This window comes from Pseudoalteromonas sp. MMG024 (assembly GCF_021654175.1).
Taxonomy (GTDB): domain Bacteria; phylum Pseudomonadota; class Gammaproteobacteria; order Enterobacterales; family Alteromonadaceae; genus Pseudoalteromonas.
This window is the reverse complement of the sequence record NZ_JAKFZO010000006.1, coordinates 94,665-110,588: the sequence shown is the minus strand read 5'-3', so window position 1 is coordinate 110,588 and position 15,924 is coordinate 94,665. Positions and strand designations below refer to the sequence as shown.

The following is a 15,924-nucleotide window of genomic DNA, read 5'->3' as shown; positions in this document are numbered from 1 at the left end:
TATGTCAAATATACTCCTTATAGATGCTGCTACAGAAGCGTTGTCTGTAGCCGTTAGCTGTGATTTAGAAAACGCTCACTTTGAGGTGTGCCCTCAACAACATAGCCAAAAAATGTTGCCGTTGGTCGATAGTATTTTAAATAGCGCAAACACGAATCTAAAAGCACTTGATGCTATCGCGTTTGGTCGCGGTCCTGGTAGCTTTACCGGTGTGCGCGTTGGTGTTTCGGTTACGCAAGGGCTGGCATATGCCGCAAATTTACCTGTGATCGGTGTATCAAATTTACAAGTGATGGCACAACAGGCATTTGACACGACAGAGGCGGATTATGCAATCGCAACGATAGACGCGCGTATGGGCGAAATTTATTACGCAGAATTTAAGCGTGATGAAAATAATCTTGCAGCGTTTATGTCAGACGAAATGGTCATAAAGCCAGAAGAATTAGCCCTACCAGAATACGATGCCGTAGTTGTGGGTACCGGTTGCCAAACGTATAAAACGCACTTTGAAGCAACAAATTTAACGATTTTAGATGAGATAACGCTACCAAATGCACGTTTTATGACGAAACTAGCAGAACGTGAACTGGTCGCTGGCAATACGGTGATAGCCGCAGATGCACAGCCTGTTTATGTACGCGACACGGTAACCTGGAAAAAATTATCGGGCCGAGAATAGGTTAAGTATAAAGACTGTGCCGATAATTATCGGCACAGTCTTTGTTTGGGTTTATCTTTGCTTAATGTAGTTAATTAATTGATTTGCAATTTCGGTATTGTCTAAGTGGCCTTTAAAGGCGTCAGCACCTTTACCATACGCTAAAATTGGTACATCAATTGCGGTGTGACCGTCTGTAGTCCAACCTGTATTTGACGCATCGCTAATTAGTTGTCGTACATGTTTTACCAATGCTTCTTTTTCTTTATGCTCATCATCTTTTTCGCTCTTAGCATTGGCGGTATGCATAGCCAGCTGCTCTGCTTGCGATTTATCTAACTTAATGCCAGTTTTGTCTGACCAAGTAGTTAAAAGGTGATCACTTTTCATCAGTGCTTTGGCAATTTTAGTAATACTCGCGTTGACGCCTTTTATTACATCGGTATGCCAAGAATAGTAGCCGTTGGCACCAAGAGTTAACCCACCGGTACTGTGATCTGCAGTAACCACAAGTAAGGTATCTGGATTTTGGTCTACGTATTGTTTTGCATGCTTAATTGCATTGGCAAAATCATCCATTTCAGCCATCGCGCAGGCAATATCGTTTGCGTGACCACACCAATCAATTTGCGAGCCTTCAAGCATTACAAAGAAACCATCACGCTTATTATTATCAAGTAACGACAGGGTTTTCTTTGCCATATCAGCAAGTCGTGTAGGGTTTTGGTCAATTGCATACGCAAATGCCACATCAGAAAACAAGCCAAGTGCTGGCAGCGACTTAATTGAATCTAGCTTTTCAAAATCATCGACATATTGATAACCCGCTAGTTTGAATTCAGAAACAAGATTACGGTCGTCACGAATAAAATATTTCGTACCGCCGCCAAGCATTAAATCTACTGCTAGCTTTCCATCTACTTTAACGTCGACGTAATCGTTTGCGATTTCGTCATAGTTACGACGGCTTTCGTTATGTGCGGCGAAACTTGCAGGCGTAGCATGGTTAATTTGTGATGTGGCAACTAAAGCGGTAGTAAGGCCTTTAGATTTAGCAATTTGCAGCATCGTAGTTAATGGTTTTTTTGCGGTATCAACAGCAATTGCACCATTGTAGCTTTTAGTTGCGGTTGAAAGCGCCGTTGCACCCGCAGCACTGTCAGTAACCACTGTATCGTCATCAGGGCTTGTGCTAGCAAGGCCGACAAATAGCTCATCAAAGATTGTACGCTCTACGTATTTAGTACTTTTGTCATCTTTAAAATAGCGATAACCGGTCGTGTAGGCGGGTCCCATGCCATCACCAATCATATAAATAATATTCTTTGGTGCATCTGCGTACGCTAAACTGCTGCTTGCCAATAATATTGTTGAGGCAATTAACGATTTTTTCATGTCTATTGTTTTTCTGTGTTATTTTGCGCTAAACATAACGTATTTATGCACTAAATTACATTTTTATCGGTGAAATTACATTGCAAGCTACAATAACAGAAACATCGTACGAACTTGATGGATTAAACATCGCATGTCAGCGATTAAACAATAGTTATACAAAAATTATCGCACTGCATGGTTGGCAAGATAATAGTAATTCGTTTTTACCTCTCATTAATCAAATGCCTCGATATGATTGGTATGCGATTGATTTCCCAGGACATGGGCTTTCAAGCTGGCGCAATAAACAAGCGCATTATTATTTTATCGATTATGTAGATGACGTTTATCGCGTGTTGCAACAAATCGCGCCAAATGAAAAGGTGATTATTGTTGGTCATTCAATGGGCGCTATGGTTGCTAACCTACTTGCTGCCTGTTTTCCTGATAAGGTTAAATGCGTTATTGCAATTGAGGGGCTAGCGTGTGTTACAACCCCAGAAAGTGAAGTAACAGCGCAATTAAGAAATGCCATTGAAAGTCGTGCTAAACCATCTAGCAAGCGGGTGTTTAAACGCTTTGAACAAGTTGTTAATGCGCGACTTGCAGTAAGTGATTTAGATTACGACGATGCTGCACTCATTATGAAAAGAAACACACAGCAAGAAGAAGATGGCATTAAACTTTTGACTGACCCTAAACTCAAACATCACTCTGGCTTTCGCTTTAGTCCAAGCCAATGCCAAGCAATTTGTAAAGATACAACTGCACCATTACTGCTAATAAAAGCGCTAAATGGATTTAAAATGATATCGCAAGCGATTGAAAATTATGGACAACTCTATACAAATTTGGGTGTAATAGAGGTCCCTGGTGGGCATCATTGTCATATGGAATATGCGCAAGTGATTGCGAAAGAGGTTGACGTTTACGTAAACGGTGTAAACTAAAGTTTGTATAACGTGACTAAATATGTGAATATTAGCCCTTTAGAGTAATTACTCAATTGTTAAATTGCCTTACATGAATTAAGGTTTAAGTTGAACACAAAAACACAAACAATAAATATAATTTATAGGAGCCTATCGTGGAAAAGATTTGGTTGAAGCGTTACCCAGCAGGTGTTCCTGCTGAGATAGATCCACAGCACTATGACTCCCTGCTTGAACTATTTGAAAAAAGCTTTCAAGACTATGCAGATCTTCCTGCCTTTGAAAATATGGGTAAGGTATATACATACCAACAGATGGACGACGCAACTAAACGATTTGCTTCATATCTTCAAAATCAACTAGGTGTTAAAAAAGGCGATAAAGTTGCGGTGATGATGCCGAACTTATTACAAACGCCAATTGCAATTCTTGGTACACTGCGTGCGGGCGCGACTGTTGTAAATGTAAACCCGCTTTACACTACGCGTGAGCTTGAGCATCAATTAAACGATTCAGAAACAAGCACTATTATTATTCTTGCCAACTTTGCTCGTACACTTGAAGAAGCGTTGCCAAAGACGAATGTTAAAAACATCGTAGTTACTGAAATTGGTGATATGTTAGGCGGTGTTAAAAAGCATTTAGTTAACTTTGTTGTAAAACACCTTAAGAAGATGGTGCCAAGTTATAGCCTGCCAAACATTATCGATTTCACAGATGTGATGAAATATGGTGATGTATCTAAGTATACGCGCCCACATTTAACGCAAGATTGTTTAGCATTCTTACAGTATACCGGTGGTACCACCGGCGTATCGAAAGGTGCCATGCTTACACACGGCAACATGGTAGCAAACCTTGAGCAAGTAACTGGTTGTTTAGACCCACTACTTAAGAAAGGTAAAGAAATGGTAGTAACAGCGTTACCGCTTTATCATATTTTTGCCTTAACGGCGAACTGCCTAACCTTTATGAAGTACGGTGGTCATAACCTTTTAATCACTAATCCGCGTGATATGAAAGGGTTTATTAAAGAACTCCAGGGTAAAAAGTTTACCGTAATGACAGGTGTAAACACCTTGTTTAACGGCCTGTTAAATACGCCAGGATTCTCAGAAATAGATTTTTCATCGCTAAAAATATCACTTGGTGGCGGTATGGCAGTACAACGCCCAGTTGCTGAGAAATGGCAAACGGTTACTGATTCTCGCTTAGTTGAAGGTTATGGATTAACGGAATGTGCGCCACTTGTTACTGTTAGCCCGTATGACCTTGCAGCATTTAATGGCTCAATTGGTTTACCAGCGCCAAGCACAGAACTTAAAATCGTAAAAGAAGACGGTACTGAAGCAGAGGTGGGTGAAGCAGGGGAACTTTGGGTTAAAGGTCCTCAAGTAATGAAAGGTTATTACAATCGTCCAGAAGCAAGTGCAGAATGTTTAAAAGACGGCTGGTTTGCGACGGGTGACGTTGCTAAATACGATGAAGAAGGCTTCTTCTATATTGTTGACCGTAAAAAAGACATGATTATTGTATCTGGCTTCAACGTATTCCCAAATGAAGTGGAAGAAGTGGTAGCAATGCACGACGGTGTGCTTGAAGTTGCGGCTGTCGGTGTACCACATGAAGTAAGTGGTGAACAAGTTAAGATTTTTGTCGTGAAAAAAGACCAAAGTCTGACAGAAAAAGATATAATCAAGCACTGTCGTGAAAACTTGACCAATTATAAAGTGCCAAAGTTTGTGGAATTCCGCGAAGATTTACCAAAAACAAATGTTGGTAAAATTTTAAGACGCGCACTTAAAGAAGCAAGTTAAATAGGGAATACCCTAAAAAGAAAAACCGGCAATCTGCCGGTTTTTTTATGAGGAAAAGTAGTGCAATACTCATTTATTACAGAACAACAAGAATTAGATTCAGCGGTCGCTAGTTATAAAAACAAATCGGTACTCGCGGTAGATACCGAGTTTATGCGACGCCGCACCCTTTACCCAGAGCTTGCATTATTGCAAATTTACGACGGCGATCGTATTTGCCTTATTGATCCAACGTTAGATCTTGATTTGTCATCGTTTTGGCAGCTGATGGAAAATCCAAATATTATTAAAGTGTTGCATTCGCCATCTGAGGACCTTGAGGTATTTGCACGCCACGGTAATTGTACTCCAGCGCCTTTGTTTGATACTCAATTTGCATTAAGTTTATTAGGCGAGCGCAACTGTGTTGGTTTTGCCAATATGGTTGAAATGTTACTTGAAGAGCAAATCGACAAAAGTGAATCACGCACTAACTGGTTGCAACGCCCCTTAACGAAAGCTCAGTTAGATTACGCAGCTGCCGATGTATTTTATTTAATGCCTTGTTTTAACATTATTAAAGAAAAACTAAATGATGATAAGCAAGCGATTGTGTTTGGTGAAAGTGCAGTTATTGCTAATAAACGCAAATATGAAACGCCGTTAGAACTTGCCTATCTAGATATTAAAAACGCGTGGCAACTTAACCCAAAACAATTAGCAGTGCTTCAGCAGTTAGCGGCTTGGCGCTTAAATCGTGCCCGCGAGAAAAACTTAGCACTTAACTTTATCGTTAAAGAACACATTTTATTTGAGATTGCCAAAACACAGCCAACTCATTTTGGTGCATTAAAACGTTTATGTGAAGGCGACCAAGGCTTGCTTAATCGCTATGGTAAAGTCTTGTTAAATCTAGTGAAAATTGGTTTAGATAAAGATGAAGCGGAGCATCCAGAAAAAATCCAACGTTTAATAGACTTTCATGGTTATAAAAAAACGTTAAAAGAGCTACGTGCTGAGCTTGAAAAAATTGCGAAAGACAATGATATTCCACTTGATGTACTAGCAAGTAAAAAACAAATGAATCAATTGATTAGCTGGAAGTGGAAAGGTAAGTCTAAGTTTGATGAAGGTGCGCTGTTAAAACCTGATTTAATGACGAGTTGGCGCGGTGAAATGGTTAAGCATTCACTAAAAGACTGGTTTTAAACTGGTATTAAAAAAGCCTGCTACTCGCAGGCTTTTTTATGTTTACTTATCGTCAGGCAAAGTGACATTGAGTTCGAGTACAGCCAAGTCATCTTCATTTTGTTCAAGCTGAACTTGAACCTGATCTTGTTCGATATGTACGTATTTACGGATCACTTCAAGAATATCTTGTTTAAGCTGTGGTAAATAATCAGGCGTACCACGACTTGAGCGTTCATGCGCTACAATGATCTGTAATCGTTCTTTAGCTAAACTTGCTGTTGTTTTCTTTTGTGAGCGAAAGTAATCAAGTAATGACACATTAACCTCCAAATATCCGTTTAAGTAGGCCTTTCTTCTCAGCTTCTAAAAAGCGAAAATCAACTTTTTCACCTAATAAACGGTCAATTGCATCAGAATACGCTTTACCTGCATCAGAATCTGAATCAAGAATTACAGGCTGACCCGAGTTAGATGCATTAAGTACTGCTTTTGACTCAGGAATAACGCCCAATAAATCGATTGCTAGAATATCTTGAACATCTTCTACCGATAGCATTTCACCCGTTGCAACACGCTCTGCGTTGTAACGTGTTAATAGCAGGTGCTCTTTTACGTTTTCGAGCCCTTCTTCAGCGCGTTTTGACTTACTTTGTAAAATACCCAAAATACGATCTGAGTCGCGCACCGATGAAACTTCAGGGTTAGTAGTAACAATCGCTTCGTCTGCGAAGTACAGTGCCATCATTGCACCGGCTTCAATACCCGCTGGCGAGTCACAAATGATAAAGTCAAAATCTTTCTTAAGCTCATTTAATACCAGCTCAACGCCTTCTCTGGTTAACGCGTCTTTATCGCGTGTTTGCGAAGCCGGTAAAATAAACAGTTTTTCTACACGTTTATCTTTAATTAATGCTTGGTTTAAGTTTGCTTCATTGTTGATTACATTAACGAAATCATAAACAACACGGCGCTCACAACCCATAATCAAATCAAGGTTACGTAAACCAATATCAAAGTCGATAATAACGGTTTTGTATCCTTTTAACGCAAGCCCAGTGCCAATCGCTGCACTTGATGTTGTTTTACCAACACCGCCTTTACCTGATGTGACAACAATAACTTTTGCCATGAAATCTATCCTTTAAACCAAAGCTGAAATTTTTAATGATTCGTTTTCAAGTGAAATACATGCAGCATTGCCCCATGATTCTCCTTGTAGTGAGTCGCTCAGCCAGTAGTTTCCGTTAATTGAAACTAACTCAGCATTAAGCTTTTGGCAGAATATAACGGATTCTTGCCCTTTTGCGCCAGCGATAGCGCGGCCACGTAATGTGCCATAAACATGAATATTGCCATCGGCAATCACTTCAGCGCCTGGACTTACAGAGCCTGTAATAATGAGATCGCGATTTTTCGCATAAACTTGCTGACCACCACGTACATTGCCACTAATAATTTGCGCGGGTACAAATACTTCTTTTTCTACAATTGATGTATTTGCAGCTGATTGTGGTTTTGCTTTAGGTGCTTGGTCTTTACTGTAATTTAGTATTGATAGTTTGTGCAGTTTAGCGGCAGTGTTTTGCTCGTCCGTACCGTTACACACACCTACAGGATTAAGCTGTAGGTCGATTAAAGATTGCTTTAACTTTGCAAAGTCAATGTGTTCGTTGGGTACAGACTGAAGGTTTACGACAATTGGCGCACCGAAGAAAAACTTGGGTACTTGAGCAATTTTTTCGTCAAGTTGACTAATCAAACTATCTAGATCGTTTTTAAATAGATGCAATACAGATAGTGTAAAAAGGTTCCCTTTTAGTTCAAAAATTTGTTCCGACATAATCTCAATTATTATTATAAAAATCACAGGCTGATTTTATAGAAGAATCCAGCCATTAAGCGCAATTTATCTCACTTTTAGTGTATGCCATGGTATAGTGTGATGCAGTGTTACGCAAGAAGTAAAAGGTGTTTGAATGCTCAGCGCAGTGTATAAAAGTAAAAAAAAGGCAGATACCTATCTGTACGTTGAAAAAAGAGATGATTTTTCAAAAGTTCCGGAACCTTTAATGGCAACTTTTGGTCAACCAAGTTTTGTAATGCTAATTAACTTAGCAAAACGTGAGCAACTTGGTACTGCTGATCTTGAAAAAGTGAAGCAAGAATTAGCTGAAAAAGGATTTTATTTACAGCTACCGCCAAAACAAGAAAGTTTATTAGATGAATTTAGAAAACAAAATGGAGTCACTGACTAGTGTTTAAAAAACTCGCCCTAATCACAGCAAGCCTTATTTCGGTCTCTACCTTTGCAGATGAAGAGCAAGCCAAATTTAACCAGTACGTTGCAGATTTAAAAGTGGAAGCAATTGAAAAAGGGTTTTCACAAAAAATCGTTGATAATGCCTTTGCAACCGTTAAGTTTAAGAAAAAAGTTATTAAAGCGGATAAGAACCAGCCTGAAGTAAAAGAAACGTTAGAAACTTACCTGCCTAAGCGTGTACCTAAGTGGAAAATCGATAGAGCACGTAAACTGTATAAAGAAAATCAAACAGAGCTTGAAAAAATTGCCGCTAAGTATGGTGTACAAGCGCGTTTTATCGTCGCGCTTTGGGGCCTTGAAAGTAACTTTGGTAAAATCCAAGGCTCGCATCCGGTTATCTCTTCAGTGGTAACGCTCGCATACGACGGACGTCGCGAGGCGCTGTATAAACGTCAACTCTGGGCTGCGTTAACGATTTTAGAAGAAGGCCATATTGATCTTGACCACTTTAAAGGTTCGTGGGCAGGTGCAATGGGTCAAACACAATTTATGCCAACGTCGTTTAATGCTTACGCGGTTGATTACGACGGTGATGGTAAAAAAGACATTTGGCAGAATAAGCTGGATGCTTTTGCGTCAATTGCAAACTATTTGAAAAAAGCGGGTTGGAATGACTCATTAACATGGGGCCGTCAGGTGGTGTTGCCTGAGGGGTTCAATAGTGAACACATTTTGCAGCGCGGCACGCGTACACGCAAACAATGGCTCGAGAATTGGAATAAATCAGAGCGTGGTCTAGCCGATTGGCAGGCACTGGGTCTTCGCCGTACTGATGGCACTGATTTACCAAATGTTGGAATTACCGCAGCGCTCGTTATGCCAGACGATGAAAATGGCCGTATGTATTTGGCATATGACAATTACAAGGCGCTAATGCACTGGAATCGGTCTTATTATTTTGCGACTTCAGTTGGCTATTTATCAGACCGTATCGGTTACCCTAAAATCTAATCACCTATTTATCGGTGCCAGTCGTTTTATCTGGCACCTTTTTCTTTTCGCTTTTCTCACACAACTAGCTTAAAATGTCGCCCTGAAATTTAGGGGCACATATGTTAGAAGATAAATTTTGGCTTAAAAAATCGTTGGCGGAGATGAACAACGAAGAATGGGAAGCCATTTGTGATGGCTGCGGTAAATGTTGTTTACACACCTTTATTGACAGCGATGAACAAGACGAAAGTTTTGAAAGTACCGATGTACTGCGCGAAGGCGAAGAGATTATCTATACTGCGATTGTGTGTCGCTATCTCGATACTAAAAAATGTTTTTGTACTGAGTATGAAAACCGCACAACTTTAGTGCCTAGCTGCGTAAAACTGACCAAAGATAACATCGATAATATCTTTTTTATGCCACCAAGTTGTAGCTACCGTCGTTTACATGAAGGGCGTGGCCTTGCGTCTTGGCACCCACTTTTAAATAACGGCAGTAAAGCGGTAATGCATCGTATGGGGATTAGCGTTAAAGGTCGTGTAATGAAGGATAACCAAATCGATATGGATTTGTTTGAAGATTACATAGCCGATTGGCCTAAAGAGGACCACGACTAATGAGCAAGGTACAAGTGGTACTGATCAACCCTAAAAGTGCAACAAATGTGGGTGGCGTAATGCGAGCTGCTGGGTGCTATGGCGTTGAAAAGGTTCATCACACAGGTAATCGTTATGGTTTTGCGCAAAAATTTGCAACCGACACAAAACAACGTATCGATGAAATACCACTGTGTGCACTTGAAAATATTGAAACACTTGTTAAGTCCGATACTAAAATAATTGCTGTTGAATTAATTGATGGGGCAACACCGTTACCGCATTTCGAGCATCCTGAAAACGCGATTTATGTATTAGGACCTGAAGATGGGTCAATTCGTAAAGACGTACTAAAGCACTGCGATGATGTTGTTTATGTACCGACGCTTGGCTGTATGAATCTTGCAGCAACGGTAAATGTGGTTTTATACGACAGACTTGCAAAGGCTACTAACACTGACTACTCAAGAGAGTTTTTGTTGCAAAACCGTGATAACAATAATCGCGTTACGTTTAAAAAGAAAAACTAGCAAGCTCATTTTCACATGCGGCATTAATTCGTATTTTTGCCGCAAAACGAACTCTTACCATTCTACCTCATGCCAACTTAGCCGTATCTGTTTTGCTCAAAGTCATCCAAGAAATATGACAACGCGCACGACTTTTTGTCATGTCAATGAAAAATCACGGTTACATATTCGTTAACAGAATCACTGCGTGAGATAAAATAAAAATCTTTAACCGTTGATTTATATCGCAAAAACATCTAAAAACTCCAGATTTACTGCCATGTAATGTAAATGACATGTTTATGAAACCCTTGTGTCATTTTGTGCCTCTAGACTATGCGCAATCATTTAATAGGGTTACATAAAATGTTTACAACTAAGTTTAGTAGAAAGGTATTGGTAACAGCGCTAGTTGGATGTTCGCTAACTGCCGTTGCTAATGATCAACTTAAGCCTGTGATCGACAGCGCAGATAAAATTAATAAATCAGCGCAAAAGTCGCAAGCAAAAATAGATAAAATTGCTGACACAATGCAAGGTCGCCTACAGCAATTTAAAACTGTTAATAAAGAGATTGATGGTTTAACGATTTATAACAAGCAACTAGAAAAACAAATCGCAAATCAATTAACAGAAATGGACAACATTAACGTATCAATTGACCAAGTGTCGGTTATTGAACGTCAAATTACGCCATTAATGCTTAAGATGATCACCTCACTTGAGCAGTTTGTAGCATTAGATGTGCCTTTCTTACCAAACGAGCGCGCAGAACGCTTAGCCACATTAAAGCAGTTAATGGACCGCGCAGATGTAGCATCAAGTGAAAAATTCCGCCGCGTATTAGAAGCTTACCAAATCGAAGTTGATTATGGCCGTACCATTGAAGCGTACACTGGTCTTATCGATGTTGATGGCCAAGAGCGTGAAGTGGACTTTTTACGCATTGGTCGCCTTGATCTTATTTACCTAACGAAAGATGGCAAAAAAGCGGGTGTATGGAATACCGACGCTAAGGCGTTTGAGCGCTTACCAGATAGCAATATTTCACAAATCAATAAAGCAATTCGCATTGCTAAAAAGCAACTTGCACCAGACATGTTAACGCTACCTGTTAAAGCAGTTTAATTAGAGGCCATTATGTTAGTTAAGAAATTCGTAAAATCTGTTATTGCTGCAAGCACGCTATTCACAGCAAGTGCAGTTGTTGCACAGCCAGTAGATCTTGATTCACTGTTAAAAACACTTGAGCAGGGTAATTACCAACAATCACAAGATAACCAACGTCGCGAAGCTGAGTTTGCTAAAGCAAATAATCAACAAGCTGCGATGTTACGTTCGCGTATTAATGAACGTGATGGATTAATTTCTGCGTCGACGCGTCTTGAAACTCAGTTTGAAGAAAATGAAATCAAACTCGCGAATATGAGTGAAACGCTAAACAAACGTATGGGTTCATTAAAAGAGCTATTTGGTGTGTTACAGCAAGTTGCGGGCGATACACAAAGTAAATTTATTACGTCAAACGTATCTGCTGAATTGCCTGGTCGTGGTGCTTTCTTAAGTGAACTTGCGCAAAAAATGGGTTCGAGTTCAAAACTTGCGTCAATCGAAGATATTGAAAAAGTATGGTTTGAATTACAACGTGAAATGACCGAGCAAGGTAAAGTGTCGCGCTTTAACCGCGATGTGATTGTTGCTGGCGGCGAAAAAGTAAATAAAGAAGTGGTACGTGTTGGTTCATTCAACCTAATCGCGGATGGCAAATACCTTACTTACAACGAAACCACAAACACATTATCAGAATTGACGCGTCAACCAGCTTCACGTTTCCAGTCAAGTGCAGCTGATTTACAAGCAGCAAATTCAGGCTTTGTTGATTTTGCCCTAGACCCAACGGGTGGCTCAATTCTTGGTTTATTAGTTCAAGCCCCAAGTACCGAAGAGCAAGTACACCAAGGTGGTGCGGTAGGCTACGTTATTTTAGCGGTAGGTTTAATCGGTTTATTAATTGCCTTAGAGCGCTTTGTTTCGCTAATGATTATGGGTGGCAAAATCAAACGTCAGCTTAAAACAGATGTTGCATCAGAAGACAACCCACTTGGTCGTGTAATGAAGGTGAAAGACCAATACCCAGATGTAACCTACGACACCCTAGAACTCAAATTATCAGAAGCAATTTTACGTGAAATGCCGCGTATTACACGTAACTTAACGCTGATTAAAATCATTTCTGTCGTTGCACCGTTACTGGGTCTACTCGGAACTGTAACCGGTATGATTAATACCTTCCAAGCAATTACGTTATTCGGTACTGGCGACCCGAAACTAATGGCTGGCGGTATTTCAACAGCGCTTGTAACCACAGTGTTAGGCCTTGTTGTGGCAATTCCTACTGTATTTATTTACACACTACTTAATACTCGCTCTAAAAACCTATTGGTAGTTTTACAAGAGCAAAGCGCAGGCATTATTGCTGAGCGCAGTGAGAAAGGTGCGCAGTAAGATGGTTATCTTTGCGGACTTCATCAACGCGATACGCGATTTTCTAGACACCGGCGGCTCTGTGCTGCTGGTGATCGGAGTCCTGATTTGCGCAATGTGGTTATTGGTGATTGAGCGCTTTATGTTTTTGTTTACAACATATCGTTCAAGTAAAAAATCAGTGATCACCAACTGGTTCGCACGCGAAGAGCGCAATAGCTGGGAAGCGGAGCAAATCAAACAAGCAAATATTTCGCGTATTAGCTTAAAGCTAAATCACAATTTACCCATGATTAATATGTTAGTAGCTCTGTGTCCATTACTTGGTTTACTTGGCACGGTTACCGGCATGATTGAGGTGTTTAATGTGATGGCAATTACCGGTACGGGTAGCGCACGCTCAATGGCATCGGGCGTATCAAAAGCCACTATTCCAACAATGGCAGGGATGGTAGGTGCGTTATCAGGGGTATTTGCCTCAACGTATTTACAGCGTAAAGCAAAGCGCGAAGTAGCGCTACTTGACGATAAATTGGTCTTAGACCACTAACACCAATTTTAAACGAATTTTAGGAGCTAGCAATGAGAGCACCATTAGCAAATGTATTTCAAGAAGAAGAAAACGAAGAAATTAATATGACGCCGATGCTTGACGTTGTATTTATCATGCTGATTTTCTTTATTGTAACGGCCACTTTTGTCAAAGAAGCGGGAATCGATGTAAACCGACCTGAAGCGGCAACAGCAGTACAAAAAGAACGTGCCAATATCCTTGTCGCTATATCAGATAAAGGCGAAATTTGGATTAACAAACGCCAGGTAGATGTGCGTGCGGTTCAAGCTAATATCGAACGTTTACACGCAGAAAATCCGCAGGGCAGCGTGGTTATTCAAGCTGATAAAAAAGCCACTACTGATACCTTAATTAAGGTAATGGATGCGGCACGTTCGGCAGGTGTATTTGACGTATCAATTGCGGCGCAGGAAGCGTAACAATGCGTTATTTAATTTCCACTTTAATCGCGATTTTTGTAACTGCTTTGTTGTTTTTCGGCATGCAGGCGCTAATTCAAAGTGGTGATGGTGTGGCAAGTGAACCGGTAAAAGGCAACGTTCTTGATTTTGTGCGTCTTAAACAAGAAGAGACTGTACAAAAGAAAGAACGTAAGCCGCAAAAGCCGCCAAAGCCAAAAGAACCACCACCGCCAATGGCGCCACAAGCGAGCAGCAGCGAAAGCACGGATACTGCGAGTAATTTTGATTTTTCAGCCAATGTTGACACCAATGTTGATTTAGCTGCAGGGCTTGCGCTCGATTCGGGTGATGGTGAATACCTTCCGATTGTTAAGGTATCACCTGTTTATCCTCGTCGAGCGTTAAGCCGCGGTATTGAAGGTTACGTTATCGTTGAATTTACGGTAACGAAATCAGGCACAGTAAGTGAACCTCGTGTAATACAAGCTGAGCCAGAAGAAATCTTTAACCGCGCCGCAATGGACGCCGCGCTTAAGTTTAAATACAAACCGCGCGTGGTTAACGGTGAAGCCGTTGAAGTAGCGGGTGTACAAAACAAAATTACATTCCAAATTAATGGGTAGTTTGTTAGCGGGAACGCCCCGCTAACACTTTAAATAGTTAGGTTGAATTACAATGTTGAAAAGAAATTTAATTAGTATTGCATTAGTTGGTTGTGTATTTGGCGCGCCGATGAGCGACGCGATGTTCCACACACAGTTTGCTTCAGTATCTGCTGAAGAAGTTAAAACTAAACGTGTTCCGGCACTTCGCAACAAAGTATATACGCAACTTGCGCGTGCACAAAAACTGGCTGACGACGGTGATGTAGCAGCAGGTCTTGAAGCACTTGATATTGTCCAAAAGAAATCGTCAAGCATGAACAGTTACGAAGTAGCAATGATGTATAACTTTTACGGTTTTATTTATTACAACGAAAACCGTGTTAGTGAGGCTATGGCTGCATTTGAAAATGTAGTAAAGCAAGACCCGATCCCAGAAAGTTTAAAGCTCAATACCATTTTCTCGTTAGCGCAATTAGCAATGGCTGAAGGCCAATTCGATAAAGTGCTGAGTTATCTTGATAGTTGGGAGTCGCTTAATACCAAACCGCCACAAGCAAACTATTATGAGCTTAAAGCGAACGCTAGTTATCAAGCGAAGGATTACCAAAGCGCAATTAAATACATTAATACCGCAATAAACCTTAATAAAGTTGATAATAAAGACGTAAAAGAAAACTGGTTTATCTTACTGCGTGCGTCTCACTATTCGCTAAACCAACCAAAAGAAGTGGTACGTGTACTAGAAGAAATGGTGCTGCGTTTTGACAAACCTGAATACTGGGTACAGCTGGCTGGCATGTACGGCGAAGTAGGCCAGGACGATAAGCAACTAGCACTCATTGAAACAGCAAAACAACGTGGTTTCTTGGACGATGCAACTAAGCTTAAAAATCTGGCACAAATATACATGTATTCAGGTCTTGCTTACAAAGCAGCAAACGCGATGGAGCTTGGGTTTGAAAAAGGCAATATCGAAAAATCAGAAAAGAACCTTATCTTTGTAGCAGAAGCCTACATGCAAGCGCGAGAAGATAAAAAAGCGGTGCCGTATTTTATTGCGGCTGCAAAACAAACTGATACTGGTGAATATGACCGCCGTTTAGCAGAGGTGTACTTAAACTTAGAATTATTTGATGAAGCGGCTGATTCGGCACGTGCTGCGTTAAATAAAGGCAGTTTAAAGCAAGAATCAAACGCCTATATTGCGCTTGGAATGGCGCAATACAATCTCGAAAACTTCGATGCAGCTATCCTTGCATTTGAGCAAGCTAAAAAATACAAAAAGTCAGAACGCTTAGCGGCCCAGTGGCTGCAATATGTGAAACGTGAAAAACTTGATAAAGACACGTTAGCCAAGGCTTATTTGTAACATACCTATCAAAATAAATTTGTAATCAACCCTAAGGGACCTTAATGGTCCCTTATTTCTTTGTATTTCAAACACTTTTAAAACAACTCATGTATACGTGTAAGTTCGTAGTGTTTAAGAAATCTGACAAGAAACTGTCACGCACATGTTAAGTAAGTGTAACCCATTTGACA

18 protein-coding genes are annotated in these 15,924 nt (G+C 40.4%); 14 read left to right on the top strand and 4 right to left on the bottom strand.

The window, feature by feature from the left end:
- Position 1 precedes the first annotated feature (1 nt).
- Positions 2 to 682: a tRNA (adenosine(37)-N6)-threonylcarbamoyltransferase complex dimerization subunit type 1 TsaB gene (gene tsaB, locus L1068_RS07435; RefSeq protein ID WP_237129715.1), complete on the top strand. Its 681-nt coding sequence runs from the start codon at positions 2 to 4 to the stop codon at positions 680 to 682.
- 51 nt (positions 683 to 733) lie between these two features.
- Here tsaB and L1068_RS07430 read toward each other — a convergent pair whose 3' ends face one another.
- A complete protein-coding gene (locus tag L1068_RS07430; protein WP_237129714.1) occupies positions 734 to 2,056 on the bottom strand; it encodes an alkaline phosphatase in 1,323 nt (440 codons plus the stop codon).
- 80 nt (positions 2,057 to 2,136) lie between these two features.
- On the opposite strand from L1068_RS07430, the gene L1068_RS07425 reads away from it, so the two are divergent.
- From L1068_RS07425 to rnd, 3 genes are all read left to right on the top strand, one after another.
- Positions 2,137 to 2,988 carry an alpha/beta hydrolase gene (locus L1068_RS07425; RefSeq protein WP_237129713.1) on the top strand — a complete coding sequence of 284 codons (852 nt, stop codon included), beginning with the start codon at positions 2,137 to 2,139 and terminating at the stop codon, positions 2,986 to 2,988.
- Positions 2,989 to 3,125: 137 nt separating this feature from the next.
- Positions 3,126 to 4,787: a long-chain-fatty-acid--CoA ligase FadD gene (gene fadD / locus L1068_RS07420; protein WP_237129712.1), complete on the top strand. Its 1,662-nt coding sequence runs from the start codon at positions 3,126 to 3,128 to the stop codon at positions 4,785 to 4,787.
- A 60-nt stretch (positions 4,788 to 4,847) separates the two neighbouring features.
- A complete protein-coding gene (gene rnd, locus L1068_RS07415; RefSeq protein WP_237129711.1) occupies positions 4,848 to 5,975 on the top strand; it encodes a ribonuclease D in 1,128 nt (375 codons plus the stop codon).
- 42 nt (positions 5,976 to 6,017) lie between these two features.
- On the opposite strand, the gene minE is transcribed toward rnd, so the two are convergent.
- Genes minE through minC form a run of 3 tightly spaced genes read right to left on the bottom strand, consistent with a single transcriptional unit; the run spans position 6,018 to position 7,797 of the window.
- The gene (minE, locus tag L1068_RS07410; protein WP_237129710.1) at positions 6,018 to 6,275 is read right to left on the bottom strand and encodes a cell division topological specificity factor MinE; all 258 of its coding nucleotides are present in this window, start codon (positions 6,273 to 6,275) and stop codon (positions 6,018 to 6,020) included.
- 1 nt (position 6,276) lies between these two features.
- Positions 6,277 to 7,086 carry a septum site-determining protein MinD gene (gene minD / locus L1068_RS07405; protein WP_237129709.1) on the bottom strand — a complete coding sequence of 270 codons (810 nt, stop codon included), beginning with the start codon at positions 7,084 to 7,086 and terminating at the stop codon, positions 6,277 to 6,279.
- A gap of 12 nt (positions 7,087 to 7,098) precedes the next feature.
- Positions 7,099 to 7,797: a septum site-determining protein MinC gene (gene minC / locus L1068_RS07400; RefSeq protein WP_054979815.1), complete on the bottom strand. Its 699-nt coding sequence runs from the start codon at positions 7,795 to 7,797 to the stop codon at positions 7,099 to 7,101.
- 136 nt (positions 7,798 to 7,933) lie between these two features.
- On the opposite strand from minC, the gene L1068_RS07395 reads away from it, so the two are divergent.
- The 10 genes from L1068_RS07395 (at position 7,934) to L1068_RS07350 (ending at position 15,751) form a co-directional block, all read left to right on the top strand.
- Positions 7,934 to 8,212, top strand: a complete 279-nt coding sequence (locus tag L1068_RS07395) for a YcgL domain-containing protein (protein WP_010559205.1) — start codon at positions 7,934 to 7,936, stop codon at positions 8,210 to 8,212.
- Positions 8,212 to 9,228, top strand: coding sequence for a lytic murein transglycosylase (locus tag L1068_RS07390; RefSeq protein WP_237129708.1), 1,017 nt, complete (start codon positions 8,212 to 8,214; stop codon positions 9,226 to 9,228). The genes L1068_RS07395 and L1068_RS07390 overlap by 1 nt, the downstream gene beginning before the upstream one ends.
- Positions 9,229 to 9,329: 101 nt before the next feature.
- The gene (locus L1068_RS07385; protein WP_237129707.1) at positions 9,330 to 9,830 is read left to right on the top strand and encodes a YcgN family cysteine cluster protein; all 501 of its coding nucleotides are present in this window, start codon (positions 9,330 to 9,332) and stop codon (positions 9,828 to 9,830) included.
- A complete protein-coding gene (locus L1068_RS07380; RefSeq protein WP_237129706.1) occupies positions 9,830 to 10,339 on the top strand; it encodes an RNA methyltransferase in 510 nt (169 codons plus the stop codon). The genes L1068_RS07385 and L1068_RS07380 overlap by 1 nt, the downstream gene beginning before the upstream one ends.
- Positions 10,340 to 10,684: 345 nt before the next feature.
- Positions 10,685 to 11,446 carry a DUF3450 domain-containing protein gene (locus tag L1068_RS07375; protein WP_237129705.1) on the top strand — a complete coding sequence of 254 codons (762 nt, stop codon included), beginning with the start codon at positions 10,685 to 10,687 and terminating at the stop codon, positions 11,444 to 11,446.
- 12 nt (positions 11,447 to 11,458) lie between these two features.
- Positions 11,459 to 12,823, top strand: a complete 1,365-nt coding sequence (locus tag L1068_RS07370; protein ID WP_237129704.1) for a MotA/TolQ/ExbB proton channel family protein — start codon at positions 11,459 to 11,461, stop codon at positions 12,821 to 12,823.
- A gap of 1 nt (position 12,824) precedes the next feature.
- On the top strand, positions 12,825 to 13,352 hold the full coding sequence (locus tag L1068_RS07365) for a MotA/TolQ/ExbB proton channel family protein (protein WP_010559199.1): 528 nt from the start codon (positions 12,825 to 12,827) through the stop codon (positions 13,350 to 13,352).
- A gap of 32 nt (positions 13,353 to 13,384) precedes the next feature.
- The gene (locus L1068_RS07360; RefSeq protein ID WP_010559198.1) at positions 13,385 to 13,795 is read left to right on the top strand and encodes a biopolymer transporter ExbD; all 411 of its coding nucleotides are present in this window, start codon (positions 13,385 to 13,387) and stop codon (positions 13,793 to 13,795) included.
- 2 nt (positions 13,796 to 13,797) lie between these two features.
- Positions 13,798 to 14,400, top strand: coding sequence for an energy transducer TonB (locus L1068_RS07355; protein ID WP_237129703.1), 603 nt, complete (start codon positions 13,798 to 13,800; stop codon positions 14,398 to 14,400).
- Between the two features lie 109 nt (positions 14,401 to 14,509).
- Positions 14,510 to 15,751 (top strand): tetratricopeptide repeat protein, encoded by a 1,242-nt coding sequence (locus L1068_RS07350; protein WP_237129808.1) that lies wholly within the window; start codon positions 14,510 to 14,512, stop codon positions 15,749 to 15,751.
- The last annotated feature ends 173 nt before the right edge of the window (positions 15,752 to 15,924 follow it).

Coding starts and splice junctions, on each gene's coding strand:
- L1068_RS07375 (WP_237129705.1), top strand. CDS start 10,685: ATGTTTACAACTAAGTTTAGTAGAAAGGTATTGGTAACAGCGCTAGTT.
- L1068_RS07355 (WP_237129703.1), top strand. CDS start 13,798: ATGCGTTATTTAATTTCCACTTTAATCGCGATTTTTGTAACTGCTTTG.
- L1068_RS07360 (WP_010559198.1), top strand. CDS start 13,385: ATGAGAGCACCATTAGCAAATGTATTTCAAGAAGAAGAAAACGAAGAA.
- L1068_RS07350 (WP_237129808.1), top strand. CDS start 14,510: ATGAGCGACGCGATGTTCCACACACAGTTTGCTTCAGTATCTGCTGAA.
- L1068_RS07430 (WP_237129714.1), bottom strand. CDS start 2,056: ATGAAAAAATCGTTAATTGCCTCAACAATATTATTGGCAAGCAGCAGT.
- L1068_RS07370 (WP_237129704.1), top strand. CDS start 11,459: ATGTTAGTTAAGAAATTCGTAAAATCTGTTATTGCTGCAAGCACGCTA.
- L1068_RS07380 (WP_237129706.1), top strand. CDS start 9,830: ATGAGCAAGGTACAAGTGGTACTGATCAACCCTAAAAGTGCAACAAAT.
- L1068_RS07385 (WP_237129707.1), top strand. CDS start 9,330: ATGTTAGAAGATAAATTTTGGCTTAAAAAATCGTTGGCGGAGATGAAC.
- L1068_RS07395 (WP_010559205.1), top strand. CDS start 7,934: ATGCTCAGCGCAGTGTATAAAAGTAAAAAAAAGGCAGATACCTATCTG.
- minC (WP_054979815.1), bottom strand. CDS start 7,797: ATGTCGGAACAAATTTTTGAACTAAAAGGGAACCTTTTTACACTATCT.
- minD (WP_237129709.1), bottom strand. CDS start 7,086: ATGGCAAAAGTTATTGTTGTCACATCAGGTAAAGGCGGTGTTGGTAAA.
- L1068_RS07365 (WP_010559199.1), top strand. CDS start 12,825: ATGGTTATCTTTGCGGACTTCATCAACGCGATACGCGATTTTCTAGAC.
- tsaB (WP_237129715.1), top strand. CDS start 2: ATGTCAAATATACTCCTTATAGATGCTGCTACAGAAGCGTTGTCTGTA.